We start from the raw sequence: 25,747 nt of genomic DNA, 5'->3' as shown, positions 1-25,747 counted from the left end.
GTAATTATTAATGAGTAATTTCTTTTTTTAATACTGGGGTCTGTGCACCGTAATCATTAATTGTTTGGAATGAAATTGTATTTTCATTTTTATTTATTTTTCCCAACGTTAATTGAGATAAAGGATTGAGCATGATACTTGATGGAAGTGGACTATTTGTAACAGTTAGATTTACCATCGTAATATAATAAGGCGTTGGATTATTGGCAATAAGTTCCCCATGTTGATAAAAAAACTTGATTTCATTAGCTATTTTTTCACTATAAGCCGGTAAAATACTTGGGCGATAAAATAATTTAATTCGACTTTGTATTGCAATTTGCATGGTGTTTTCTTTATCAAGTCCTTCTTGTAATGAAGGTATAACTTTTACATTCATCCAAAATAAACTTTCTTTATCTTTTGGTAATGACTTACCGACATACATAATTCTTAATGCATTTTCTTTATTGGCATCTAAAATATATAAAGGAGGCGTAACAATAAAATCAGTTGTTTTATTTCCGTCGATATCTGAAACCCATGACTGAATAAGGAAATTATTTTCTTTATCTGAATTTGTTACCACAAGATTCGTTTGTTTAATATTGGAATTATAAATAATACGTGTTGCACCTAATGAAACGCCACTAGAGTAAGAAAATAACGGAAATAAAAACGTAATAAGGAAAATAAGAGTCTTTTTCATAATAAAAATTATCAAGTAATAAAGATATCGCAATAACATTTTGATAGAAAAATATGCCGTCCTTGGCAATAAGACATCAATCAAAAGTCATAAAGCAATTAAGAGTAAGTCACCATAAAGTTTGTGGTAACGTTTGCGCTACCTGCCTTAACAGCATCTTCAGTTGAAATAAGGGAAGCGTTGTAATTTAATTGGTTTTCACCATCAATCAGTTTTTGAGTTGTTGAAGCTTGGTTTGGTGCAACAATTGCACTGGTAGAATCTGTGATTTTTAAGGCAATATTTTTTGCTGCATCAGCACCTTGTAATGCAAACGCATTTGCATCACCGCTTGAAGCTGTACCGTTGAAAGTAATTGCAGCATTAGCCGATACTGTAGTATCACAATTATTTAATTTGATACTAAAAGGAATACGGCCTGTTTCATCACCTTTCGCAGTGAATTCAGCAACACGGAATTGACCTAAGCGAACAGTTTGGTTTGATGAGCTACTATCAACGCCACAAGCTGCATTAACAACAGAACCTTCGAAATTAACAGAACCGCCATTTACGGTAGTAGTAGTTGCAGCTAGTGCGGGTGCAGCCATTACTGCGATTGTTGAAGTAATAATTGCAGACAATAATAACTTTTTCATTCATTGTTCCTATATTTTCAATATATATCTTTGTTTTTAGCTTAATAAACTAGCTATATTTAACTCTGCTTATCATTTCTATATAAATGAAGAAACAGTGATTAAAATATGTTTGAGAAGCGTAATTAGAATTATTAATACACTTATTAAGGTAAGAATGGATAGATTAATTTTTAATTACGCAGAGGTAAAATACCTCTCACACTTAAGTCAAATTTACAAAAATTATAGATGGGCTAAAAAAATTATAGAAATCGTTTAAAATGATCATTTTTGATAGGTTTGATAGCTAAAACCTACTGATAATCTATTAACTATAGGTGGGATTTAATGTTAAAAAATAGAAAAATACATAAGATTATATAATGTATGTTGATTTTTAGTTTATCTTATTGATATTTATTATATTTTTTATCGGTCAAATAAAGAGTTTCTAAAATAGATAGGGTGTTTATACGTATAACATGATGTTTCATAATATTTATTTTATGGTGAAAACATTTACAGAGTGAAACAAAGTTTTACACACAATGAGAGTAAAAAAACGTGGAAGAATGTTTTTTACAGAAATAATAGATTTAAATTTGTTTTTAATAAAATAAAGTAGAAATAATATTAATTCATTTTTTTTTGAAATTAGATACCATAATTTTTTCATTTATCATGGATACTCCTTTTTTTACAATCAAGGAGAGTAGATCAATATATTTTATTTTTAATGTAAATTGTAACAAAATGTTTCATTGTTCAAATTTTTTCTTTTTATTTTTGCATGATTTCTTTTTATTTTTGCATGATAGTAATTAAAGCAATTACATTGGTTCTGTTTTAATATCGGCTCTGATAATAAACCTTAAATCTGAAGGCACAAAATGATATCTAGCTCATCAAAAGGAACGTTATATGGCATTGTTGCTATTCTTCTTTGGAGCACCATTGTTGGCTTAATCCGCAATATCAGTGAGTACTTTGGTGCCGTAGGAGGTGCCGCACTGATTTATACCACAGGCACACTCTTTCTTATTTTGATCTTAGGTGTACCTAAGTTATCACGCTTTCCTAAACGCTATCTTTTCTGGGGAGGCCTATTATTTGTTACTTATGAAGTGTGTTTATCTCTGGCTTTAGGATTTGCAACAGACCGAACGCAAGCCATAGAGCTAGGAATGGTTAACTATTTATGGCCTAGTTTTACGTTAGCCCTTGCTGTCATACTTAATAAGCAGCGATTCTCTATTTTACTGATGGTCGGATTATTATGTGCATTTAGTGGATTAATCTGGGTTGTTAGTGGCGATAATCCGCTGACAATTGACGGTTTATGGAAAAATATTCAAAGCAATCCATTAAGCTATATATTGGCGTTTTCAGGTGCCATTCTATGGGCATTTTATAGTAATTTGACTCGACTTATGTCTGGCGGGAATAACGGCATTGTGCCTTTCTTTTTATTAACGTCACTTGCATTGTGGGGACAATATCTTTTTTCAACACCCGTAGAGTGGATCGTGAATACAAAAAGTCTCACGCTATTATTAATAACGGGTGCTGCTATTGGGCTTGCAAATGCGGCTTGGACAATCGGCATGATCAGAGGTAATGTGACCTTATTAGCCACACTCTCTTATTTTACCCCCGTTATTTCTACTGCATTCTCATCAATATTATTGTCTACAGCACTCTCTTTTTCATTTTGGCAAGGCGTCTTGATGGTGACTGGAGGCTCTTTAATTTGCTGGTTAGCAACGCGTCAAAAAACGATAAAACCACTTAAAATGGCCAAATAACATAAAATAGAGGTTTTTTAAGTTAAATATTGATGTAAATAGAGGTTGTTGGATCAATAGGTTTTATTTAAAAAAAGAGGCATTTGTGTAAGTTGAAATTTTTTCACTATGCGATGAGGGAAATATCGGCTTATCTATACTGATCATACTTCACGTTACAGCGTTGCTGATTAATGGCTTATTTATTTGTCAGCTTAGCTGCATCTCGAATTATTTAGAGTATAAGTAATACGATAAGAACAAATGCAACAAAAAAGGAATTGCTATGAAACTTGAGACACTCTCTGTTCACGCTGGTTATTCACCTGATCCAACCACAAAAGCCGTTGCTGTACCTATTTACCAAACGACATCTTATGCATTTGATGATACGCAGCATGGTGCGGATCTTTTTGACTTAAAAGTGCCCGGTAATATTTATACCCGTATAATGAATCCAACCAATGACGTATTAGAAAAACGTGTTGCAGCATTAGAAGGGGGAATTGCGGCAGTTGCCGTCGCATCGGGTATGGCAGCGATTACTTATGCAATTCAAACGATTGCACAAGTGGGTGACAATATTGTTTCTGTCGCTAAGCTTTATGGCGGTACTTATAACTTAATGGCGCACACTTTTCCGCGTATTGGTATTGAAGCACGTTTTGCACCTCATGATGATATTGCTGCTCTTGAAGCGTTAATTAACGACAAAACAAAAGCGGTATTTTGTGAAACTATCACAAACCCAAGCGGAAATATTGTCGATATTCAAGCCTTGGCCGATGTCGCTCATCGTCATGGTGTCCCTTTAATTGTTGATAATACGGTTGCAACCCCTTATTTATGCCGTCCTTTTGAACATGGCGCGGATATTATTATTCACTCTTTAACCAAATATATTGGTGGCCACGGCAATTCGATTGGCGGCATTGTTGTTGATTCAGGTAAATTCCCTTGGGCGGAACATAAAGATCGTTTTGAAATACTTAATACACCTGATGTGTCTTATCACGGGGTAAATTATGTTGAGCACTTTGGTGCGGCTGCTTATATCGCAAGATGTCGTGTTGCACCTTTGCGTGGAACGGGGGCAGCGCTGTCACCTTTCAATGCTTTTTTAATTCTACAAGGTTTAGAGACATTGGCATTGCGTATGGATCGCCACACTGAAAATGCACAAAAAGTGGCAGAATATTTGCAAAATCATCCTCAAGTTGCATGGGTTAAATATGCGGGTTTAAGCAATCACCCTGAGCATGATTTAGCGTTACGTTATATGTCGGGTAAACCTGCGGGTATTCTCTCTTTTGGTATTAAAGGGGGAGCTGAAGCGGGGGCTAGATTTATTGACGCATTACAACTCATTGTTCGTCTTGTGAATATTGGTGATGCAAAATCATTAGCATGTCATCCTGCATCAACGACACATCGCCAATTAAATGATGAAGAATTAGAACGTGCAGGGGTTTCACGTGATTTAATTCGCCTTTCCATTGGTATTGAGCATATTGACGATATTCTTGCAGATTTAGAACAAGCATTAAAAGGCAGTATTTAATTAATTTTATTCGTTAATAAACCACCTTCTTTAATATAAAGAAGGTGGTTTTTATATGTTTCATTTTTTGATAAGAAGTAAAATGCAGTTTTTAATACATAAAGATGACGTGTGATTTTTTAACTAAAATTAAAAAAGAGAATTTATCTAATTCTATTAATGTAAAAAAATGGAAGGTATAAATGTAGGAGTAAATAAAACTATGACCGTTTTGATAAAAAACAAATTATCATTTCTAATGAGTACTGATTTTTGATTATTATCAATTGTTGTTTTATTTTACTTAGGTGATTATGATATTTGAATCAAAATTTGTTTATTTATTTTATTTTTTTAAAAATAATTTAATTGAATAAATAAGGAATGTGAAGTCAACTCCATTATTTACATATAATAAGGATCAGTCGAAAACAGATTGATTTCGATCAATAAGGAACATACCGACTGGTCGGTATCATCCTATGTATGAATACCACTGCGCATCACCGAAAAAAAGACCCTATTCGCGTTCAAGAACAATTATTGGAAGCGGCAAGCATTATTGTGGCTAATGAAGGAATAGCCTCTCTCTCTTTAAATGCCGTAGCAAAAGAAGCCGGGGTAAGTAAAGGTGGTCTACTTCATCATTTCCCTGGGAAATTAGAATTAGTGCAGGCAGTATTTAAACGGCTATTAGGTATTATGGATAGTCGCATTGCAGTTATTATGGAAAATGATCCTATTGAAGTAGGGCGTTTTTCTCGCGCATATTTAACTTATATTTCTGATTTAAAACAGTCAGACGAAAGTCGCCAATTAGCCATACTGTCTTTAGCAATGCCAAACGAACCTATTATGCGTAAATGCTGGCGAGATTGGATGTTAGATCATTTAGCCAAAGGCGATAAATTAGATAATAGTTATTTAGGTACATTAATTCGTTATGCCGCAGATGGTCTTTGGTTATCTGAATTAACAGAAGGCCCTACGATTTCACAAGAAGAGCGTAGCGCATTAGTTGAAAGATTATCTGAGATGACATTTGACTATATAGCAAACACAGCAGATCAGTAATTTTAATCAGGATGAATGAGGGCACAATGAAATACAAAATAAATGCCTCAATTTATTACGACGCAACGGATGGCGCAATATCGTTAGAAAAAGAGAGTGTTGATACACATCTTTCTATTACCGCAAATGCGTTACTCTTTTATTTTATTCAGCATCCTGGCGTTGTTAATCGTGATGAAGTCTTAAAACGTGTTTGGGATGATAATGGATTAGTTTCATCAAACAGTAATTTAAACCAATATTTGAGTTTATTACGAAAAACATTTCGCCATTATGGTATTGAAAATATCATTGTGACCATTGCGAAAGGACGATTAGAGTTTAATCCGGATATTTCAGTTGAACTCATTGATGATTCAACGCTATTGCCTTCAATTCAAACAAATGAAGAAGCGCCTATTTTAGTTAAAGATGAAAATCAAGTCGCCATTGAAACAACGACATCTTTATCTTTAACGCAAACTCAGGCACCTTTAGAGTTAACGCAAGAAGAAGCACCCCAAAAAACACAGAAACCAGAAATTTGTTGGTATTTAGCCAGCATCGGTTTTTTATTTGGCGCGATATTTCTTGCTGTGATCATCTTTTTTAATCAGCATCAATCCAAGCCAATTACACTGACACCATTAACGCATAATGATTGTGAGTTGCTTTCTAATGAAGCCATGATTAATTCTGCGGTAAGTGATAATTATGTTCGCAATTTTGACGCTGTAAGAAAGAAGCTTAATTTACAGTGTGTGAAAGGTGAGCGATTTGTTTTCTTTTATGGTGATAAATTACAAACAAATGGATTGGGACGCGTATTTTTAGCGCACTGTGCTAAGAATGAAGATAATCCATTTAGTTATTGTGACAATTACTTTTACTATTCATGGAAATACTAATGAAAATCTCAGGGAAACTTTTATGTTTTTTATCGGCCCTGATTTTTATCTTGGTCGCCACTTATGCAGCAACAAGATTATTAACCGTTAAAAATGAAGGTGTCATGGTTTGCTCAACCAAAGGCATTATGCGTTTTGAAAATATGGAAGATGAAAATGTAAATGGTAATATTCATTTTTCATTTGGTGCTAATGGTAAAGGGTCAATTGTCGTTGAAGGCTATACCACCTCAAAAGCAGGATGGCTGTATTTACAACGTTATGTGAAATTTGATTATACAACTAAGCGTGTTTCACCAACAGAACGTCACTATTTTGTTAGCCAATGGGATGCGAGCGCATCATCAATTGATGAATCCCCAGACGTTATTTTTGACTATTTTATGCGTGAAATGTCAGACAGTCATGATGGGTTATTTATTAATGCGCAGAAGCTAAATGAGAAAACATTACTATTAAGTTCGCTCAATTCACCGCTCTATATTTGTACTTTAAAGCCGGGTAGTAAATTCGATTAATTGTCCTGATCATCTGATCTTATTTTTGCAAGGTGGCCTCTATATAGCCACCTTTTTGTTTATCTAAAACTGAATATATCCCATCCCTTTAATTGGTCTTATCTTCTCTCATATTCCTGATTTTAGCTCTTTAGGCTATTGCGTGATTTGCACAGATTATCTGCATAACTTTTATCGTGAAGAGTACTCACCATTATTTTATATACACAGTTTTTTATACGCAGTAGTGAAGATTTAAATTTGATAAATACGTTATCAACAAAAAAATAGCACGATTTGTATATAGACTCGATTTAGCCTTTTTCAATTATTGATCTCACATTGAAATATCAGTGATATTCCGCACATCTTTCTCGTCGATATGTACTGCCTTTTTTCACCTTTTCAACATCCTTCTAACAAAGTTAATTCGCCTGTTTTTTCATCTATTTTTTGTAAAAATCAATAAACTTATAACGATGAAAAAAATAAATTAACAGCATGGATGTATAAATAGAGAGGTAAAAAACACTAAATTGCAGAATTAAATTCTATATGCGCTCGTATGGTGGATTTATATTTTGTTTTGATTTTTAAGCGCTATAGTGATTTTGAAACCAACGTCTGCGTTTAAAAAATCACCACGCAGACACAATGGGCAAACGTAAACCGTTAAACGGCTTCTCGGAGGAAATGAAAATGGGTGATGCATTAGGTCTGATCGAAACCAAAGGTCTGGTGGCATGTATTGAAGCCGCTGACGCTATGTGTAAAGCCGCGAACGTTGAACTTATTGGCTATGAAAATGTGGGTTCAGGTCTCGTGACTGCGATGGTGAAAGGCGACGTAGGCGCAGTGAAAGCTGCTGTGGATTCAGGTGTGGAGTCAGCACAACGCGTGGGTGAAGTTGTTACATCGCTCGTGATTGCTCGTCCTCACAATGACATCAACAAGATTGTTATCAAACACAAGGCATAGTTTTTGCCTTAGGAGAACGTATGGGTGATGCATTAGGACTTATTGAAACTCAAGGGCTGGTTGCTTGTATTGAAGCGGCTGACGCGATGTGTAAAGCGGCAAATGTTGAGTTAATTGGCTACGAAAATGTGGGTTCAGGTTTAGTGACAGCAATGGTGAAAGGTGATGTAGGTGCCGTTAAAGCCGCTGTGGAATCTGGCTTAGAAGCTGCTCAACGTGTTGGTACTGTTGTGACTTCATTAGTCATCGCTCGTCCACATAACGATATTCAAAAAATCGTTGCCCAGTACAAAGTGACTGAATAACGAAGGAAATAAATATGAAAGAAGCACTAGGTCTAGTTGAAACCAAAGGTCTTGTCGCTTGCATTGAAGCTGCTGATGCAATGTGCAAAGCAGCCAATGTTGAACTGATTGGCTATGAAAACGTCGGTTCAGGTTTAGTGACAGCAATGGTGAAAGGCGATGTCGGTGCAGTAAATGCAGCGGTTGAGTCAGGTGTTGAAGCGGCAAAACGTATCGGCACCGTAGTGACTTCTCGTGTTATTGCAAGACCGCATAACGATATCGAGAAAATCGCACAACAGCATAAAGCCTAATTATTCAGGCGTGCTGTAAAGCAAAGAAATAAGTTATTCAGCTAAATTTTTTAACTCCTGTATGGGGGAAGACATGGTTGCATTAGATAAAGATTTGCAATCCAGACAACTGGCTCGTGAGCTAGTTCGTAACGCGAAAAATGCACAACTTGTTTATGCTAAATTTTCGCAGGAAAAAATCGACAGTATTGTAAAACACATTGCATTTGAAGCCGCTCGTCATGCAGAAGAGCTGGCGAAAATGGCAAACGAAGAAACAGGCTTTGGTAAGTGGGAAGACAAAGTTCTGAAGAATACCTTCGCGTCATTGCGTGTGTATGAACATATGAAAGACATGAAGACCGTTGGCATTATCAATGACGATAAAGTGAAAAAAGTCATGGATGTTGGCGTGCCTTTAGGTGTTATCACGGCGTTAGTTCCTTCAACTAACCCAACATCAACCATTATCTATAAAACCCTAATTGCACTGAAAGCGGGTAATGCGATTATTTTCTCTCCGCATCCAAATGCAAAACAGTGTAGTTTCCGTGCGTTAGAAATTGTTAAAAAAGCGGCGCTAGAAGCCGGTGCACCAGCAGGTATTGTTGATGGTGTGACATTACTGACTCTGGAAGCAACAAAAGAATTAATGCACAGCAAAGATGTGTCATTAATTTTAGCGACGGGTGGTGAAGGTATGGTGCGTGCAGCTTATGCATCAGGTACACCAACAATCAGTGGTGGCCCAGGTAATGGTCCTGCTTTTATCGAACGTAGTGCCGATATCAAAAAAGCAGTGAGTGATATCATCACCAGTAAAACATTCGATAACGGCGTTATCTGTGCATCAGAGCAATCCATTATCGTCGAACGTTGCATTTATAACGAAGTTCACCGCGAGCTATTAGCGCAAGGTGCTTACTTTATGAATGACGAAGAAGCAACTAAAGTGGCTTCTATGTTACTGCGTGCTAACGGTACCATTAACCCTGCGGTTGTGGGTAAAGATGCGATTTATTTAAGTCAGCGTGCAGGTTTTAGTGTACCCACAAATACGCGTGTATTAATCGCACTGCAAGATACCGTTTCACCGAAAAACCCGTATTCACGCGAAAAATTATGCCCAATCTTAGGCATGTATATCGAAGAAGATTGGCAATCAGCGTGTAATCGCGTGGTGCAATTACTGACTAACGAAGGGTTAGGTCATACCTTAGTTATTCATACCAAAAATGAAGATGTTATTCGTCAATTCTCTTTAGAAAAACCCGTTAACCGTATTCTGATTAATACCCCTGCGGCATTAGGCGGTATCGGTGCAACAACCAATATTACTCCTGCACTTACTTTAGGTTGCGGTGCTGTTGGTGGCGGTTCTAGCTCTGACAACGTAGGCCCAATGAACTTACTGAATATTCGTAAAGTAGGTTATGGCGTGCGTACGGTTGAAGAGTTGAAACAACCTTGTCCTTTAGCACAAGAAGTGGCTCAACCTGCTGTTTCTGCTTGTGCTGTTTCTAGCGCAAATCACCAGACCAGCATTCTTGATGATGAGCGTTTTCGTTCACCTTCTTTAACGCCTGTTCATGCTGAATGTGCCACTGCACAACGTCAAACTCAAGGTGATGATCGTTTTGGTGCATCTCCTTATGCGACGACAGTCAGTGCTTGTGCGCAGCAAGTGATTGAACAAGGCGATATTACCGAAGAAAACGTGGAACGCATTATCAAGGAAGTTCTCGGACGTCTGAGTAAATAACTCATTGATATAAGGCGATATAAACCATGATCCTCGCAAAGGTAATCGGACACGTAGTAGCGACACAAAAAAGCCCTGAGCTTAAAGGTAGCAATTTATTAATGATTGCCACTTTAGATGATGAGCTTAAACCACTGAAAAACAAAACGTATGTTGCAGTGGACAGTGTAGGTGCAGGTATCAACGATGTTGTGTTGGCTGAAGAGTACTTTGCACTAAACAAAGATCGTTACAAGGCGATGTCAGTGGTTGCCATTGTTGAGAAGGTTTATCGGGACAGTAAGGAGTAATAACGACATGAGTGAGTTTCTGATAAAACCCCAAATTCAGTTTGGCACCAATGCACTGAATTTTCTTTCTGGGTTAACTGCCCGCCGCGCATTTGTGGTGACAGATAAAGCAATGGTGAAGTTTGGCTTTGCAAATAAAGTCACTGATAAGTTAGTGCAACGGGGTATCGAGTTCCAAGTTTACGATGATGTTGCGTCAGATCCGGATATTTCAGCCATCGTCAGTGGTATGAAGATCATGGATGCCCATTATCCAGACTTGGTTATCGCACTCGGTGGTGGGTCGGTGATTGATGCCGCGAAAGCCGTTATGTACTCCCTCTGGCATACCCGTAAAGAGAGCAACAGAATAAAACCGCAATTTATTGCGATCCCAACCACGAGTGGTACGGGCTCTGAAGTGACCTCTTTTTCAGTGATCAAATCACGCAGTGAAAAACTGGTCTTGGTGGATGCGTTTATGTTGCCTGATGTCGCCATTCTCGATCCTGAGTTGGTGAAATCTGTGCCTCCTGCCATTACGGCAGATACTGGTATGGATGTCCTTTGCCATGCACTCGAAGCGTATGTTTCTAAAGCGGCATCTGATTTTTCTGATGCGATGGCAGAGAAAGCCGTCAAGTTAGTCTTTGGTCATCTTATTGATTGCCACCATCAAGGTGACAACTTATTTGCTCGCGAAAAAATGCATAACGCATCTTGTATTGCTGGCATGGCATTTACTAACGCCTCGCTGGGTATTACTCACAGTCTTGCCCACGCATTAGGCGGTGTATTCCACGTTCCTCACGGTCGTGCAAATGCGTTATTGATGACACATGTCATCGCCTTTAACGCCAATCTTCATGGTGATTGTAATAGTGAAGCAGCGAAACGTTACGCCTATCTTGCTCAAAGTTTAGGGCTTCCAGCCAACACAGTAAGAGAAGGGGTAACCAGTTTAATCGTCGCCATTAATGTATTGAAAGATGAAATGGGTATGCCGAAGAGTATTCGCGATACCGGTGTCAGTGAAGCGGACTTTTATGCCCGTTTAACGGAAATGGTCGGACAGGCTTTACGAGATAGCTGTACGCCGACAAATCCGCGTGACGTGAACACACACCAATTAGAAACATTGTATCGTCAGGCATTTGCCGGTGTATCACACAGTTAATGCTCAACCGAATTAATACCGATTAGGTCAAGTAAAGAACATCAGGAGAGCCTCACATGGCCAAATATTCTTTGACGCCACGCGTAAAAATGCTGGCAGAACGTTTAGTTTCACGTAATAGCTCAATCAGTACAGAGCGTGCAACCATTTTTGATTCATTAGACAACAGCATTGCGGGTGTTCCACAAGCGATTAAACCTGCACAACGTTTTTATGAGTTTATCCGCCATTTTCCAAGCTATATTGCACAAGATGAACTGATTATCGGCAGCCAGTCATCAACACCACGCGGTGCAATTTTTCACACTGAAGAAGAAGTGCGTAGCGACTCTATCTATCGCTTCTTAAGTATTAACAATAGCGTTGCATCACCTGATTATATGCTGGTGGTAAACCAAGGTTTCTTAGCCATCAAAGCACAGCTTGAAGACAGAATTAGAAGCATTGGTAGTGCTGTAAATCGTAGCAGTATGGACGAGGCTAATTATTGTAAATCAGCCATTTATGCATGTGATGCAGCACTGTATTTTGCACAAATTCTGTCTGCAAAAGCAGAGAATTTAGCGGCAATGGAAGGTAATCCATACCGTAAAGCCGAATTATTAGATAGTGCAGCAATCTTACGTAAAGTCCCTGCAAAACCAGCAGAAACCTTTAAAGAAGCGGTTCAAGTATTCTATTTACTGCAATTAGTCTTACATCTGGAAAATGGTAGCTATGCCATTAATCCAATGGGATTTGATAAAGCACTTTATCCATTCTATCAACGTGATATCGACCAAGGTCGTTTAACACAAGCACAAGCGTATGAAATTGTTGAAAGCGTATGGCTGAAATTAGCCGAGCTTTCAGAAGTGCGTGCAACCAAAGAAATTGATGGTTATCCAATGTTCGATGCCATGACTCAAGGTGTTGATATCAACGATCCGCGTGTCAGCATTAACGAATTGTCAGCGATGCTGTTATCAGCGCGTGCTAATCTGTCAACCTTACACAGTTCACTGCAAGTGCGTTTATATAATGGTCGTGTGAATTCACAACCTCAATACGCTGCACCTTCTGCAAACTTTGTTGCACCAAGCGCTGATGCAGGCGAATTCAAAGTGATGGAAGGTTTAACACCTCGCTTACAACGCTTACGTAATCGCTATTTAGAAGCACGCCCAAGTGTCTCTATTTATAGAGCATTAGCATTTACTGAAATTGTCCGAAATAACCCGGGTTTACCACCGATTTTACTGCGCGCTAAAGCATTTCGTCGTGCATGTGAAACCGCACCTATCTTAATTCAAGATGAAGAGCTGATTGTTGGACATCCTTGTGGAAAGGCGCGTGCGGGTGCTTTCTCTCCTGATATCGCATGGCGTTGGGTTCGTGATGAACTCGATACCATGAGCACACGTCCACAAGATCCGTTCCAAATTTCAGAAGAAGACAAAAAAGTTATTCGCGAAGAGATTGTTCCATTCTGGGAAGGTCGTTCTTTAGATGAGATCTGTGAAGCACAATATCGCGAAGCAGGTGTGTGGGAATTTAGTGGTGAAACCTTTGTCAGTGACCTTTCTTATCACCAAATCAATGGTGGTGGTGATACTTGCCCAGGTTATGACGTATTGCTTTTCACTAAGGGTATGAACGGTATTAAAGCCGATGCGCAAGCAAAACTGGCTGAATTAAGCATGGAAAATCCTGCTGATATCGACCGTATCTACTTCTATAAAGCGTCTATTGAAAGCTGTGAAGGTGTGATTGCTTACGCACATCGCATTGCCGAACATGCGCGTGAGTTAGCCTCAAAAGAGAGCAATCCACAACGTCGAGAAGAGTTACTGACGATTGCCCAAGTCAACGAAAACGTACCCGCTAACCCACCAAAAACACTGCAAGAAGCACTGCAAAGTATTTGGACGGTGGAATCACTGTTTGAAGTAGAAGAAAACCAAACCGGTCTTTCTTTAGGTCGTTTAGACCAATACTGCTTCCCAATGTATGAAAACGATATCAAAACAGGCCGTTTAACCCGTGAACAAGCACTGGAAATGATGCAAGCCTTTATCATCAAGTGTGCTGAGTTAATGTGGATGTCGAGTGAGCTAGGCGCGAAATATTTTGCGGGTTATCAACCTTTTATCAACTTAACCATTGGTGGACAAAAACGTTCTGGTGGCGATGCGTGTAACGACTTAACTTACCTGATTATGGATGCAGTGCGCTTTGTGAAAGTGTATCAACCCTCACTCGCATGTCGTATCCATAACCAATCACCACAGCAATATATGGAAAAAATCGTTGATGTAGTAAAAGCGGGTATGGGTTTCCCAGCCTGTCACTTCGATGATTCTCATATCAAGATGATGCTACGTAAAGGCTTCGATTTTGAAGATGCGCGAGACTACTGCTTAATGGGTTGTGTAGAGCCACAAAAATCAGGTCGTATTTATCAGTGGACATCAACTGGTTATACCCAATGGCCTATCGCAATTGAGTTTGTATTAAATCGTGGTCGTATGGTGTTGTTTGATAGCTACCAAGGTTTAGATACCGGCGATTTACGTGACCTGCGTACTTATGAAGATTTCGATCGCGCTGTAAAAGAGCAAGTGGCACATATCGTTCGTTTATCCGCAATTGGTACTGTGATCAGCCAACGTGTTCACCGCGATGTTGCACCAAAACCATTAATGTCTCTGCTGGTTGAAGGCTGTATGGAACAAGGTAAAGACGTCACTGCGGGTGGTGCAATGGTTAATCATGGTCCAGGTCTTATCTTCTCAGGTTTGGCGACTTATGTGGACTCAATGGCGGCCATTCGCAAACTTGTTTATGAAGATAGAAAATACACCTTAGAGCAAATCCGTGATGCGCTATTAGCTAACTTTGAAGGCCATGATGAGTTATTACGTGACTGCTTAAATGCGCCGAAATTTGGTAACGACGACGATGTTGTTGACCAATATGCGTTAGATATTACGGAATGGACAGAGCGTGAATGTCGTAAATACAAAATGCTCTATTCGACTCTGAGCCACGGCACGCTGTCTATCTCTAACAATACACCAATTGGTGAATTAACGGCTGCCACACCAAATGGTCGCTTTGCATGGAAACCATTATCCGATGGTATCAGCCCAACACAAGGCGCTGATAAACATGGCCCAACAGCGATTATCAAATCTATCAGTAAGATGAATGTTGAAACCATGAACATCGGTATGGTTCATAACTTCAAATTCCTGAAAGGTTTGTTAGATACCAATGAAGGACGCCAAGGTTTAATTACCTTATTAAGAACGGCTTCAATTCTGGGTAACGGCCAGATGCAATTTAGCTATGTTGATAATGAAGTACTGAAAAAAGCGCAACTTGAGCCTGAAAAATATCGTGACTTAATCGTCCGTGTTGCTGGCTACAGTGCTTACTTCGTTGAATTATGTAAAGAAGTTCAGGATGAAATTATCAGTCGTACTGTGATTGAGAAGTTCTAATCATAGCCATAGGGATGGCACAAGCTATCCCTTTTAATCGACAAGACAAGATTTAAATTTATCGAACAGGGATGTTTGATGCAGATTTGGAGGCGTAAAGATGGAGACGGCGGCAGAAACAAGAGGTCGGATATTTAATATCCAGAAATACTCTATTTATGACGGTGATGGTATTCGTACTCTCGTTTTTTTAAAAGGCTGTAATATCCGCTGCCCTTGGTGTTCAAATCCAGAAGGTCTTAGCAGTGAATTTCAGGTGATGTACTCTCACGACAAATGTGTAGATTGCGGTAAATGTGTTGATGTTTGTCCGGCGGGTGTGCATTACATGACAACCAATGAAAGTGGTAAACAAGTTCATCGTGTTGATCGCGCTGTTGATTGTATCGGTTGTCGCAAATGTGAAGAAGTTTGTATCTCTGATGCGCTTGATATTATGGGAAAAGATGTTTCTGTCTCTGAGTTAATGAAAGTCATCATGCAAGATTATGACTTTTACATCTCTTCGGGAGGTGGTGTCACAATCGGTGGCGGTGAAATGAGTTTACAAACTGATTTTGCGGTTGCGCTTTTACGAGAATGTAAAAAGATGATGATCAATACCGCAGTGGAAACACAAGCGACGACTAATGTGGCGAATTATGAAAAATTAGCGGAAGTTGTTGATCAATTTCTGATTGATATCAAACACATTGATACCACTCAACATAAAGCGTTATTCGGCATTGGTAATGAGAATGTCCGCCGTAATCTAGAGCGTTTAATGGATCTCGGTGCAAATGTGGTGATCCGTATGCCTTTAGTGCGAGGTTATAACGACTCTTATGATGCGATCACGGGAGCAATTAACTACGCAATGGAACTCTCCAAACGCGGCAATATTCAGCGTATCGATATTCTTCCTTATCACCAATTTGGACGTAATAAGTACGAAAAATTGGAAATGATCTATCCGATAAAAACCGATCCCAGTTATACGCCAGAAGAGTTAGACCGTTTAGAAGCCTTCTTTAAGAAATTTGATTTCGATATCCGTCTTGTCCGTCACTAAGTAGGAGAGAAAGATGAACAGTTTAGGTGTGATTGAAACACGAGGGTTAACCGCAGCTATTCAAGCGGCAGATGCTGCTTGTAAAGCCGCAAACGTAGAAATTATCGGATACCGAAAAGTAGGATCTGGCTTGGTATCAATCTGTTTTCAGGGTGAGATCAGCGCAGTAAGAACGGCGGTTGATCATGGTGTTGATGTCGTAAGCCAAAAAGAGTTAGTGATTGGATCATTAGTGATCGCAAGACCAGAGCCAAGTGTTATTACTAAATTACTGTCAGTGAAAAGCAAGAAAAAAGCCCCTGCCGTTGCTGAAAAAACGCAAGAGGCAGCGCTTGAAAAAGTTGTTGAAACAGTCGTTGAAACAATCGTTGAAGCCCCTGTTAAAAATGAAATTGAGAGCCTTGGAGTCACAAAAGCAGTTGCAGATTTACAGGCTCAAAATATTGCTTCTGAAACTAAGGCCGCGACAGATAAAGCACAAAGCAGTAAAAAAGAGATCAAATCAGAGAGCCGTAAAGGTAAAAAATAATGATTAATCAACAACTCATGGGAAAAATTCTCTCTCGCTTACCCGCACATGGCGTGATGTTGGGAGAGACGCAAGAAATGGCTATCCCTGTTGGTATTTCTAATCGTCATGTGCATCTTTCACAACAAGATGTTGAAGCATTATTTGGCAAAGGTTATCAACTCACCCCGTTTAAAGATCTTAAACAACCAGGTCAGTTTGCAGCAAAAGAGTGTGTGATTGTTGTAGGGCCTAAAGGCTCGATCAGTAAAGTGCGTGTTTTAGGGCCAGTTCGTCCACAAAGCCAATTAGAAATTTCAAAAGCGGACTGTTTTGCTTTAGGTGTCAAAGCACCAGTACGTGAATCGGGTGATTTAGTCGGTTCTGGCAATGCTGTTTTAATGGGGCCTGCGGGTCATGTTGAATTAAAAGAGCAAGTGATTTGCGCTCAACGTCATATTCATATGAGTGAAATTGACGCCAGAATGTTAAACGTTATCAATGGGCAAAAAGTCCATATTAAAACAGAAGGTGAGCGTAGCCTGATTTTTGATGAGGTCGTTGTTCGCGTTAGTGAGAAATTTGCTTTGGAATTTCATATAGATACTGATGAGGCCAATGCAGCAGGACTTCGTAACAACGATAGCGTATTTATTGTCAGCTAAGGCAATGAGGTGGCGTAATGGACAATCAGTTAATTGAAAGGATAGTGGCTGAAATAGAAAAAAGAATGAAAAAGTCGGTGCTGTTAGCGCTTACACCTGCACCGGGATACCAAGATGAAATCTGTCAACGTATCAACACGTTTTCTCATATTCGATTTTCTCTTTTTGTCACAACACAGGCACAAGTCAGTCATGATTTGTCGAAATGGCGTCATCTAGGAGAAATGCATAACGCGAGTGAGTTCGATTGCCAGCAGTTATCGACTTACCACGCACTGTTTGTTCCTTATTTTGATAAAAAGCTGGTGGGTGAAATTATTAACGGGCTATTTATCAGTGAAGAAGGGAAGTTAATTCATTCTGCACTGGCTCAAAATATTCCTGTTATTGCATTACCTTATTTTTGCCAACCAGAAAGTGAATTAAATGAGATTTTAGGTTTAAATAAAAATAAAGAGTATAACCTGCTTATTCAGGAAAATATTAGCCGATTAAAATCAATGGGTATTATGTTTCACCCTATAAATGATGTTGAAGCTAATTTAATAAATTATGACGTTAGCCATCAAGTTAAACCTGAATATAAACCTGAAATTAAACAAGAGAATAATAATCGCTATATTACTTTAAATGAAGTAATGAATAAGCCTGGAGAATATCATTTATCGCAAGATAAATTGACAGATTCTGCTATTGAATATTTAAAAAGTTTGAAAAATTAATTTTAAATCATATCTGATAACTCAGGAGTCTTATTATGTCACCAAAAGCTAAATCATGGCTTTGGATGCTGGCGGTTATTATCTCAGAAACCTCAGCAACCTCTACCTTAAAAATGTTTGATAATAGTGAAGGTACAACTAAAACATTATTATTAGGCTTAATTGTTGTTCTTTATGTTATTTGTTACTACTCATTATCACGCGCAGTAAAAAATATTCCAGTGGGTTTAGCTTACGCAACATGGTCTGGTACCGGTATATTAGTGGTTTCTTCTTTAGGTATGTTGTTTTATGGTCAACACCCCGACACTGCAGCAATGATAGGTATGGCCGTTATTGCCAGTGGTATTGTGATTATGAATCTCTTCTCCAAAATGGGATCAGAAGAAGAGGAAGAAGAGACAACGGAAGCTTCTAATATTAAACAGGCAGCATCGCCAGTTAATAAATAAATCTATTTCTTAATAAATCTATTTTTTAATAAAAATATTCTTTGATAAATAAATATTTTATTAAAATAAATAAGGATAAAAATTATGTTTACCGGATTCTTATGGCTGGCACTGTCTATCGGTTCTGAAATCACAGGCACGTCTATGATCAAAAAGACCAATGGCTTTAGTAAATTAGCGCCTTCGGTTTTAGTGATTGCTGCTTACTGTATTTGTTATTTTGCCTTAACACGTGCAATGGGATATATCCCTGTTGGTGTAGCGTATTCACTGTGGTGTGGATTTGGTATTGTGGGTGTAACATTAGTTGCTATGATTTTATATAAACAAAAACCAGACTTACCCGCTATATTTTCAATGGCATTAATTATCTCTGGCGGGATAATTATGAATACATTCTCTACGATGTAACTACACTATTAATTAGTCTTAATAGAAACACGGGGTGCTATATGAAATAGGATCCGTGTTTCTATTTTTTGAAATATAAAAACTATTATATCGTATTTTAATACTATAATTTTAGTTAATTATTTTATTGTTGTTTTTCTTATTTGAACTAAAAAACTTAGAATCAGTTTGCATAAGTTCTAATATAAAATCATCAGTTAAATCATCCGGATGCGAACAGACATAAGCCATTACTTTCTTACGTTTAGGTGTAATGAATTGAGTGAGATCCCGAAAAGCTCTTGATTCTACAGAAGATAGTCCATCTTCTAACATACTTTTGGGATGCACCATAACAATATAGTTAGGTGGGAGAATGTGCCACCATAAAGGAATAGGAGCCAAAAGGCGTTTTACACCTGTATTTAATGTTTTTCCTGCAGATATCATATTTCCTATTAATAAACGGCGTGTTGTAAAAGGGGTTTCTGCTAACTCGACAACTTCTTTGTGTGTTTCTATATCTCGAATAATCATTTTATTTTCCCAAATACGGATATAGAGATAGCAATTGTACATAATGTTGTTCCTTAACTTTAATTAAATCAATAATTAAGTAGAGTCTATCTTGATAATATTAAATATAACATCCCCATTGTGAATACAATGGGGATGTTTCGACGACATTACTGCTTTTAATTGCTTTTTATTTTGTAGGCCTACAACTCTTGGACTTGCTGTAACTGTTTTTGGCGCTCAGTTTGAGCGCTGACTTGATGGTTTCGCGCTAAAAAACTATACATGGTTGGCAAGACAAACAGGGTAAACAGTGTGCCAACTAACATACCTGATACGATAATCAGCCCTAACCCATAACGGCTATTCGCGCCAGCACCACTGGCAAATAACAGTGGAATAAGCCCAATAACCATTGCCGCAGTGGTCATTAATACAGGACGTAAGCGTATTTTTGCTGCTTCAATAATGGCATCACGACGGCTTAGGTTTTTATGAACTTGCAATTCATTAGCGAATTCCACCATTAAAATTCCGTGCTTACTGATAAGTCCTATTAGGGTAACTAAACCAATTTGCGTGTAGATATTGAGCGTTACCATACCTAAGGCTAATGGCACTAATGCACCACAAATTGATAATGGAACCGTAATTAAGATAATCAAAGGATCGACCAAGCTTTCATACTGTGCCGCTAACACTAAATAAATAATGAGCAGTGCTGCGATAAAGGCAAAGACTAATGTATTTCCTTCTTGAGTAAATTGGCGAGAATCGGATTGCCAGTCATGGCTAAAGCCTGCGGGTAATGAGTCTGCCACAGTTTCAAGAAATGCGACTGCTTGCCCCATGGTGACACCGGGGGCAGGAATAGCTTGAAATATTGCGGCATTTTGTTGATTAAACTGCGTGAGTTTATTGGGTTCAACTTGCGTTGTAATATTGACAACCGTTGATAATGGAATCAATACGTTATCTTGAGTGCGAACATAGTGCCCTGCAAGTGCTGCTGGTGTTAAACGTTGATGACGTACACTCTGTGGGATCACATCATAAGAGCGACCATCTATACCAAAACGATTGATATAGTGTTCACCCACTAATAGTGAGAGTGATTCACCAATATCTTGCATACGAATACCTAAACTATTGGCTTTCGCTCTGTCTATGGCGACTTGAACGACAGGGTTGTTGTAATCTAAATCGCTATCCACCACGACAAACAGACCGCTTTCTCGTGCTTGTTGTTTGATTTGCTCCATTGTTTCAAATAAAACGGGATAACCTAACGGGCTACGTAATACCATTTGTACAGGTAATCCCCCCACAGAGCCGGGTAACGAGGCTAATTGGAACGCAAAAATGCTGGTTCCTTCAACATTATTGACGCGGTTTTGCAAATCAGCTTGGATTTGATCTGCATTGCGATCACGTAAATCCCAACCATCAAAGTTAATGCCCCCAAAGCTGGCAGAAGGGCCATCAGTGCCATTGATGATCCATGTACTATCTGTTTCAGGCAGACTCATATAAATTTCATCAAGCTTCTGATTAAAGCGTTCAGCATAGGCAAGATTTGCATGTTGTGGTGCTTTTACGGCAGTTAAGACACTTGCCTGATCTTCGGATGGTGCCAACTCTTGCTTTGTCTGGCTATATAAAAACGGCAAACTGACAAACACAGCTAAAGCGAAAACGAGGGTTAACCAGCGATGAGCTAACGAAAAATGGAGGACGCAACTATAGTAATGAGCCAACTTATCAAAGACATACTCGGCCATTTTAGCCATTCTGCCTTCATTTTCTTTGGGTTTTAACATTAATGAACTCATCACCGGTGATAAGGTTAATGCCACAATACCGGATACAATCACACTGCCTGCCAATGTTATGGCAAATTCTTTAAATAATGCACCTGTTAATCCAGCCATTAAACCAATCGGTGCATAAACTGCTGCTAACGTGATGGTCATTGCAATAACTGGGCCTGCCACTTCTCGTGCCCCCACTAAAGCCGCTTGAACAGGGGATAATCCTTCTTCAATATGGCGATGCACGTTTTCAACAACCACTATCGCATCATCCACAACTAACCCAATGGCTAACACCATTGCTAGTAACGTGAGCAAATTAATACTAAAACCAAAGGCAAGCATTAAACCTGCGGCACCTAACATCGATAATGGAATGGCAAGTACAGGAATAAGAACAGAGCGAAACGATCCCAGACAGAGATAAATAACAGCAATAACAATTAAAATCGCTTCAATTAATGTTTGTACTACTTGGTTAATAGAAGCTTTGATAAAGCGTGAAGTTTCAAAAGCAAGCTCAACATCGACACTAGGCGGTAAGGTTTTTTGAATATCAACAAGATGTTCGCGAATACCATCAACAATCACTAACGGATTACCTGTTGGTGTAGGGAATAGCCCTAAAAAGACGGCTTTTTTACCATTCATAATACCGCTGGTTTCAGTGGCGGCAGCCCCTAGCTCAACAGTACCAATATCACGTAAGCGGACAAGATTATTGCCATCATTACTGATAACCATGTCTTTAAATTCTTCGACATTAGTGAGATCCGTATTGACATAAACGTTGGCAATCACAAACTCACCTTCGACTTTTCCGGGTGCTGCTTGATAGTTATTACGGCGTACTGCCTCAGCGACATCACTCGCTATTAAGTTGCGACCCGCCAGTTTGTCTGCATCCAACCACAGGCGCATTGCCAATTGTTGTCCACCAAAAACCTGCACTTTGGCAACGCCATTGATGGATGAGAACATCGGTTCAACAACACGAGAAAGGTAGTCAGTGAGTTCAGGGATAGAAAGTTGCTCACTTGAAAATCCCACATAAGCTACCGCCGTAGATTCGCCAGATGAAAGCTCGATAACAGGATCATAGGCTTGCTCAGGTAGCTTATAGCGTACTTGATTTACCTTCGCCATCACTTGCGTTAAGGCTTGAGTAGGATCACGGTTTAATTCCATTCTGACAGTGACTAAGCTTTTTCCTTGTACAGAAGAAGAGGAAATATAATCCACGCCTTCAACAGAGGAAACGGCTTGTGTGATCGGTTGTGTCACAAACCCTTGCATCAGTTCAGATGATGCTCCTGGGTAGTTTGTTGCAATCGTTATGGTTGAATTTTGCAACATTGGGTATTGGCGAATGGGCAGTTTACTGAATGCAAATGCACCCAGTAAAAAAATGAGTGTGCTAACCACTAATGCCAAAACAGGGCGCCGAACAAAAATATCGGTAAATTTCATTATTAGCTCCCGTTATGGTTTTGTTGTCGCTGATTGAGCCAACGCTAATGTATCTTGCTCAATGGGTTCAATTGAGATCCCATCACTTAACTTAATTTGCCCTGATGAAACGACACTTTCGCCGAGGGATAAACCCTCTTTAATTTCAATCATGCCGTTGTAGCGCAATCCAACTTTCACAGAGACACGCTTAGCGATAAGGTTTTTTTGATTGTCAGATTGCGCTACAAACACGGTATCTCCATAGGCAGTATAAGTGACTGCCGTCTCTGGTACGGTTAATACCATCGGACTATCAGGAGAAGTAACTTGAACACGAGCAAACATGCCCGCTTTTAATTTATTGTCAGTATTCGGTAAAACAGCTTGTATTTGCACTGTACGTGATGGGCCAATAAGCGGATCGACGGCATTAATAGCGCCTGTAAATACCATCTCTGGATAAGCATCGACCTCGATATTGATGGGCTGCTTTGTTGAAATTTTTGGTGCAGCTTGTTCATCAAGGGAGAAATTGAGTTTTAAATGGCTTGCATCAACGAGAGAAGCAACTCGTTCACCCGCATGAAGATATTGCCCTTCATGAACAAGTTTTATCCCAACAATGCCATCAAAGGGGGCTTTAATGGCTTTTTGTGCAATTCGCGCTTTCACTTCACGAATGGATGCCGAAATCATATCGCGCTCTGATAACGTGCTATCTACTTGCGCTGTTGCTACCATATTTTTACGATAAAGTTGTCTTGTTCGGGAATAGAGTTTTTCTGCGTTGGTTAATTGCGCTTGTAAACGTAATAATTCGGCTTGTTCAGGTTCATCATTTAATTTAGCTAAAACTTGACCCACTTTAACCGTTTGTCCTGACTCAAAATTAATCACGGCAATACGGCCATTAGTTTCTGCGGATAAGTAGACTTGGCGTGCGGCTTCTAGTTCTCCAACACCTTGCATATTATTAGGTAATTTTGATGATTGTACGGTTGTTAATGCCACTTTAGTGGGTGGGTAAGCAAATTGCTGTGATGCATCTTCATCAGAGGATGTTGTTGCATAAACTGCCGCACCTGCACTGAGTAAAAAAAGTGAGGCACAAACAGTAAGAGTGAGTTTTTTATTCATATTATTGCTTATCCCGTAGTGAGCGTTTTTCTATTTTTATTTATTGGATTGCCACAGTGCTTTGAAATAACGGCTATTTGTTATTGCGATAAATCATTCATTAACAATCGTGAATACAAAAACCCGCATCCCACTGGCTTGACTTAATTTGAGAAGCGGACTATAAAACCTCAAGTTAAGTTGAGGTCAAGCGGAAAATAGAAAAGAGCAGAAAATGAAAAAAGAGAAAATAGATTTCAATAGAGCACTTACTGTCGGCGAAGTAGCAAAACGTAGCGGTGTTGCGATTTCAACGTTACATTTTTATGAAGAAAAAGGATTGATAGAAAGCTATCGAAGTGCCGGTAATCAACGTCGTTACCCACCAGTTGTATTACGTTATGTGGCCATTATCAAAGCCGCTCAAAGTACGGGGATCCCACTAAAAGAAATTCAGGAAATATTAGGAAAATATCCACCAAACAGTAAATTAACGGCGGATCAATGGCATGAAATATCAACGGATTGGAAAGTGCGATTAGATGAGCGAATTCGACGGCTTAAACGTTTACGAAATGGGCTTGATCACTGTATTGGTTGTGGGTGTTTATCGTTAAGTGACTGCCCATTGCGAAACCCTGATGATATTTTAGGTGAAAAAGGTGCAGGCCCTCAGATACTATAATCCAGTTAAAATGAAAACGAAGCACTATCAGGTTTAAAAAATCCCTCATAGTCTTCTTGGTTATCAGTCATACCTAATAAGTCGAGTGTAAATTGGTGATAAAAACCTTGGTAAGAAAGTAGTGAAATCAAAGCCTGATTAATCGCCTCTTTATTATCACTATTTTCTAACTCGCTTTCTTGGCGAGCATACATTAATAGTGTGACTTGGCGTTTTTCTTTTAAAGTTTGATTGCCTTCATTTTTAACATCAAATTGGTTTAATAAAGCTAGGATATCTTTGACTGTATTCACGTTGGTCGTTTTTAAATGTTGGTAAAAAATAGGATTTAGTGTCGTCATTAAAGGGTCTAATTCCTTATTTTCGATGCTTTTTGATGCAGAAGAATGAGGTTGTGGCTCATATAAAGTTTGTGTTTTTAAAGTATCAATCTTCATTATTACCCTCGCTGGATGTTTCTATTTGAGGATGTATATCATCTGATATATCAAACGTATTAATAAATTTCAGCAAAGCCTCTTTAATTTCTTGAGTCAATGTTACTTGATAAGATTCAGAAAAAGGTTGGTGGAATTGTGCTTTTAAATCATGGAGTAACAGTGCGGGATCAAAAAAAGTCACTTGATCACCGACATGAATAGCAATAGTTTTATTGTTATGAGATATCAATTCAATATTAATATTATTTAGCCCTTTCTCAAGATAAGGGCGTAGCGTTGTAGGAACGTTTAGTGTAATTTTCTTCTCTGGAGGTATTGCCGAAATTAAACGGTGTGTAAGTTCTATTTGTATTTCTGGTGAGTCAAAAAATTGAGCAATTGTGGCAATTATTTGCTCTCTTTGTTGAAATTCATAATCTACCAGTTGCTCTTGATATTGAATTGAGAATTTTAATATATCCCCTAATAATGCTTGNGAGTCAAAAAATTGAGCAATTGTGGCAATTATTTGCTCTCTTTGTTGAAATTCATAATCTACCAGTTGCTCTTGATATTGAATTGAGAATTTTAATATATCCCCTAATAATGCTTGTAATCCTTT

The 25,747-nt window shown here is 38.7% G+C and carries 25 protein-coding genes; 19 read left to right on the top strand and 6 right to left on the bottom strand.

The genetic code is table 11. The features are described from left to right. Positions 1-7 precede the first annotated feature (7 nt). A complete protein-coding gene (locus B6258_RS17030; RefSeq protein WP_099076318.1) occupies positions 8-688 on the bottom strand; it encodes a fimbrial biogenesis chaperone in 681 nt (226 codons plus the stop codon). A 98-nt stretch (positions 689-786) separates the two neighbouring features. Beyond that, complete coding sequence (locus tag B6258_RS17025; protein ID WP_099076279.1) at positions 787-1,326, bottom strand: fimbrial protein; 540 nt, start codon at positions 1,324-1,326, stop codon at positions 787-789. Between the two features lie 872 nt (positions 1,327-2,198). On the opposite strand from B6258_RS17025, the gene yddG reads away from it, so the two are divergent. The 18 genes from yddG (at position 2,199) to B6258_RS16935 (ending at position 19,147) form a co-directional block, all read left to right on the top strand. After that, complete coding sequence (yddG, locus tag B6258_RS17020) at positions 2,199-3,113, top strand: aromatic amino acid DMT transporter YddG (RefSeq protein WP_099076278.1); 915 nt, start codon at positions 2,199-2,201, stop codon at positions 3,111-3,113. A gap of 265 nt (positions 3,114-3,378) precedes the next feature. After that, complete coding sequence (locus tag B6258_RS17015) at positions 3,379-4,653, top strand: bifunctional O-acetylhomoserine aminocarboxypropyltransferase/cysteine synthase (protein WP_099076277.1); 1,275 nt, start codon at positions 3,379-3,381, stop codon at positions 4,651-4,653. Positions 4,654-5,118: 465 nt separating this feature from the next. Beyond that, entirely contained in the window at positions 5,119-5,706 is a 588-nt protein-coding gene (locus tag B6258_RS17010) for a TetR/AcrR family transcriptional regulator (RefSeq protein ID WP_099076276.1), read from the top strand. Positions 5,707-5,732: 26 nt separating this feature from the next. Continuing rightward, positions 5,733-6,593, top strand: a complete 861-nt coding sequence (locus B6258_RS17005) for a transcriptional regulator (RefSeq protein ID WP_099076275.1) — start codon at positions 5,733-5,735, stop codon at positions 6,591-6,593. After that, entirely contained in the window at positions 6,593-7,111 is a 519-nt protein-coding gene (locus B6258_RS17000; RefSeq protein ID WP_099076274.1) for a FidL-like protein, read from the top strand. Before B6258_RS17005 ends, B6258_RS17000 begins: the two co-directional genes overlap by 1 nt. Positions 7,112-7,789: 678 nt before the next feature. Beyond that, positions 7,790-8,068: a BMC domain-containing protein gene (locus B6258_RS16995; protein ID WP_004249182.1), complete on the top strand. Its 279-nt coding sequence runs from the start codon at positions 7,790-7,792 to the stop codon at positions 8,066-8,068. Between the two features lie 20 nt (positions 8,069-8,088). Beyond that, positions 8,089-8,373, top strand: coding sequence for a BMC domain-containing protein (locus tag B6258_RS16990; RefSeq protein WP_006536329.1), 285 nt, complete (start codon positions 8,089-8,091; stop codon positions 8,371-8,373). 14 nt (positions 8,374-8,387) lie between these two features. Continuing rightward, positions 8,388-8,666, top strand: coding sequence for a BMC domain-containing protein (locus tag B6258_RS16985; RefSeq protein ID WP_006536328.1), 279 nt, complete (start codon positions 8,388-8,390; stop codon positions 8,664-8,666). 73 nt (positions 8,667-8,739) lie between these two features. After that, entirely contained in the window at positions 8,740-10,407 is a 1,668-nt protein-coding gene (locus B6258_RS16980) for an acetaldehyde dehydrogenase (acetylating) (RefSeq protein ID WP_099076273.1), read from the top strand. Between the two features lie 26 nt (positions 10,408-10,433). Then, positions 10,434-10,697: a EutN/CcmL family microcompartment protein gene (locus B6258_RS16975; RefSeq protein WP_064721253.1), complete on the top strand. Its 264-nt coding sequence runs from the start codon at positions 10,434-10,436 to the stop codon at positions 10,695-10,697. Between the two features lie 7 nt (positions 10,698-10,704). Next, a complete protein-coding gene (locus tag B6258_RS16970; protein ID WP_099076272.1) occupies positions 10,705-11,853 on the top strand; it encodes a 1-propanol dehydrogenase PduQ in 1,149 nt (382 codons plus the stop codon). A 56-nt stretch (positions 11,854-11,909) separates the two neighbouring features. Next, positions 11,910-15,338, top strand: a complete 3,429-nt coding sequence (cutC, locus tag B6258_RS16965; RefSeq protein ID WP_099076271.1) for a choline trimethylamine-lyase — start codon at positions 11,910-11,912, stop codon at positions 15,336-15,338. A gap of 100 nt (positions 15,339-15,438) precedes the next feature. Beyond that, complete coding sequence (gene cutD / locus B6258_RS16960; RefSeq protein WP_099076270.1) at positions 15,439-16,389, top strand: choline TMA-lyase-activating enzyme; 951 nt, start codon at positions 15,439-15,441, stop codon at positions 16,387-16,389. A 13-nt stretch (positions 16,390-16,402) separates the two neighbouring features. Further along, positions 16,403-16,918, top strand: coding sequence for a BMC domain-containing protein (locus B6258_RS16955; protein WP_099076269.1), 516 nt, complete (start codon positions 16,403-16,405; stop codon positions 16,916-16,918). Next, the gene (locus B6258_RS16950; protein WP_099076268.1) at positions 16,918-17,562 is read left to right on the top strand and encodes a phosphate propanoyltransferase; all 645 of its coding nucleotides are present in this window, start codon (positions 16,918-16,920) and stop codon (positions 17,560-17,562) included. Before B6258_RS16955 ends, B6258_RS16950 begins: the two co-directional genes overlap by 1 nt. A 17-nt stretch (positions 17,563-17,579) precedes the next feature. Further along, complete coding sequence (locus tag B6258_RS16945; RefSeq protein WP_099076267.1) at positions 17,580-18,284, top strand: hypothetical protein; 705 nt, start codon at positions 17,580-17,582, stop codon at positions 18,282-18,284. A gap of 35 nt (positions 18,285-18,319) precedes the next feature. Continuing rightward, the gene (locus B6258_RS16940) at positions 18,320-18,736 is read left to right on the top strand and encodes a DMT family transporter (protein WP_099076266.1); all 417 of its coding nucleotides are present in this window, start codon (positions 18,320-18,322) and stop codon (positions 18,734-18,736) included. 84 nt (positions 18,737-18,820) lie between these two features. Further along, entirely contained in the window at positions 18,821-19,147 is a 327-nt protein-coding gene (locus B6258_RS16935; RefSeq protein ID WP_004245856.1) for a DMT family transporter, read from the top strand. A gap of 111 nt (positions 19,148-19,258) precedes the next feature. Here the strand turns inward: B6258_RS16935 and B6258_RS16930 are convergent, their stop codons facing one another. The 3 genes from B6258_RS16930 to B6258_RS16920 form a co-directional block, all read right to left on the bottom strand. Next, a complete protein-coding gene (locus B6258_RS16930; RefSeq protein ID WP_129586869.1) occupies positions 19,259-19,663 on the bottom strand; it encodes a hypothetical protein in 405 nt (134 codons plus the stop codon). 182 nt (positions 19,664-19,845) lie between these two features. Continuing rightward, a complete protein-coding gene (locus B6258_RS16925) occupies positions 19,846-22,923 on the bottom strand; it encodes a MexW/MexI family multidrug efflux RND transporter permease subunit (RefSeq protein ID WP_099076264.1) in 3,078 nt (1,025 codons plus the stop codon). Between the two features lie 12 nt (positions 22,924-22,935). Continuing rightward, positions 22,936-24,042, bottom strand: a complete 1,107-nt coding sequence (locus B6258_RS16920; RefSeq protein WP_099076263.1) for an efflux RND transporter periplasmic adaptor subunit — start codon at positions 24,040-24,042, stop codon at positions 22,936-22,938. Between the two features lie 214 nt (positions 24,043-24,256). On the opposite strand from B6258_RS16920, the gene soxR reads away from it, so the two are divergent. Next, the gene (soxR, locus tag B6258_RS16915) at positions 24,257-24,706 is read left to right on the top strand and encodes a redox-sensitive transcriptional activator SoxR (RefSeq protein WP_099076262.1); all 450 of its coding nucleotides are present in this window, start codon (positions 24,257-24,259) and stop codon (positions 24,704-24,706) included. 5 nt (positions 24,707-24,711) lie between these two features. On the opposite strand, the gene B6258_RS16910 is transcribed toward soxR, so the two are convergent. After that, positions 24,712-25,143, bottom strand: coding sequence for a hypothetical protein (locus B6258_RS16910; RefSeq protein WP_099076261.1), 432 nt, complete (start codon positions 25,141-25,143; stop codon positions 24,712-24,714). Positions 25,144-25,747: the final 604 nt, after the last annotated feature.

The sequence above is a fragment of the Proteus alimentorum genome, from assembly GCF_002607735.1.
Lineage (GTDB): Bacteria > Pseudomonadota > Gammaproteobacteria > Enterobacterales > Enterobacteriaceae > Proteus > Proteus alimentorum.
Note: the sequence above shows the minus strand (reverse complement) of the source record. Positions and strands in the feature narration are given on the sequence as shown.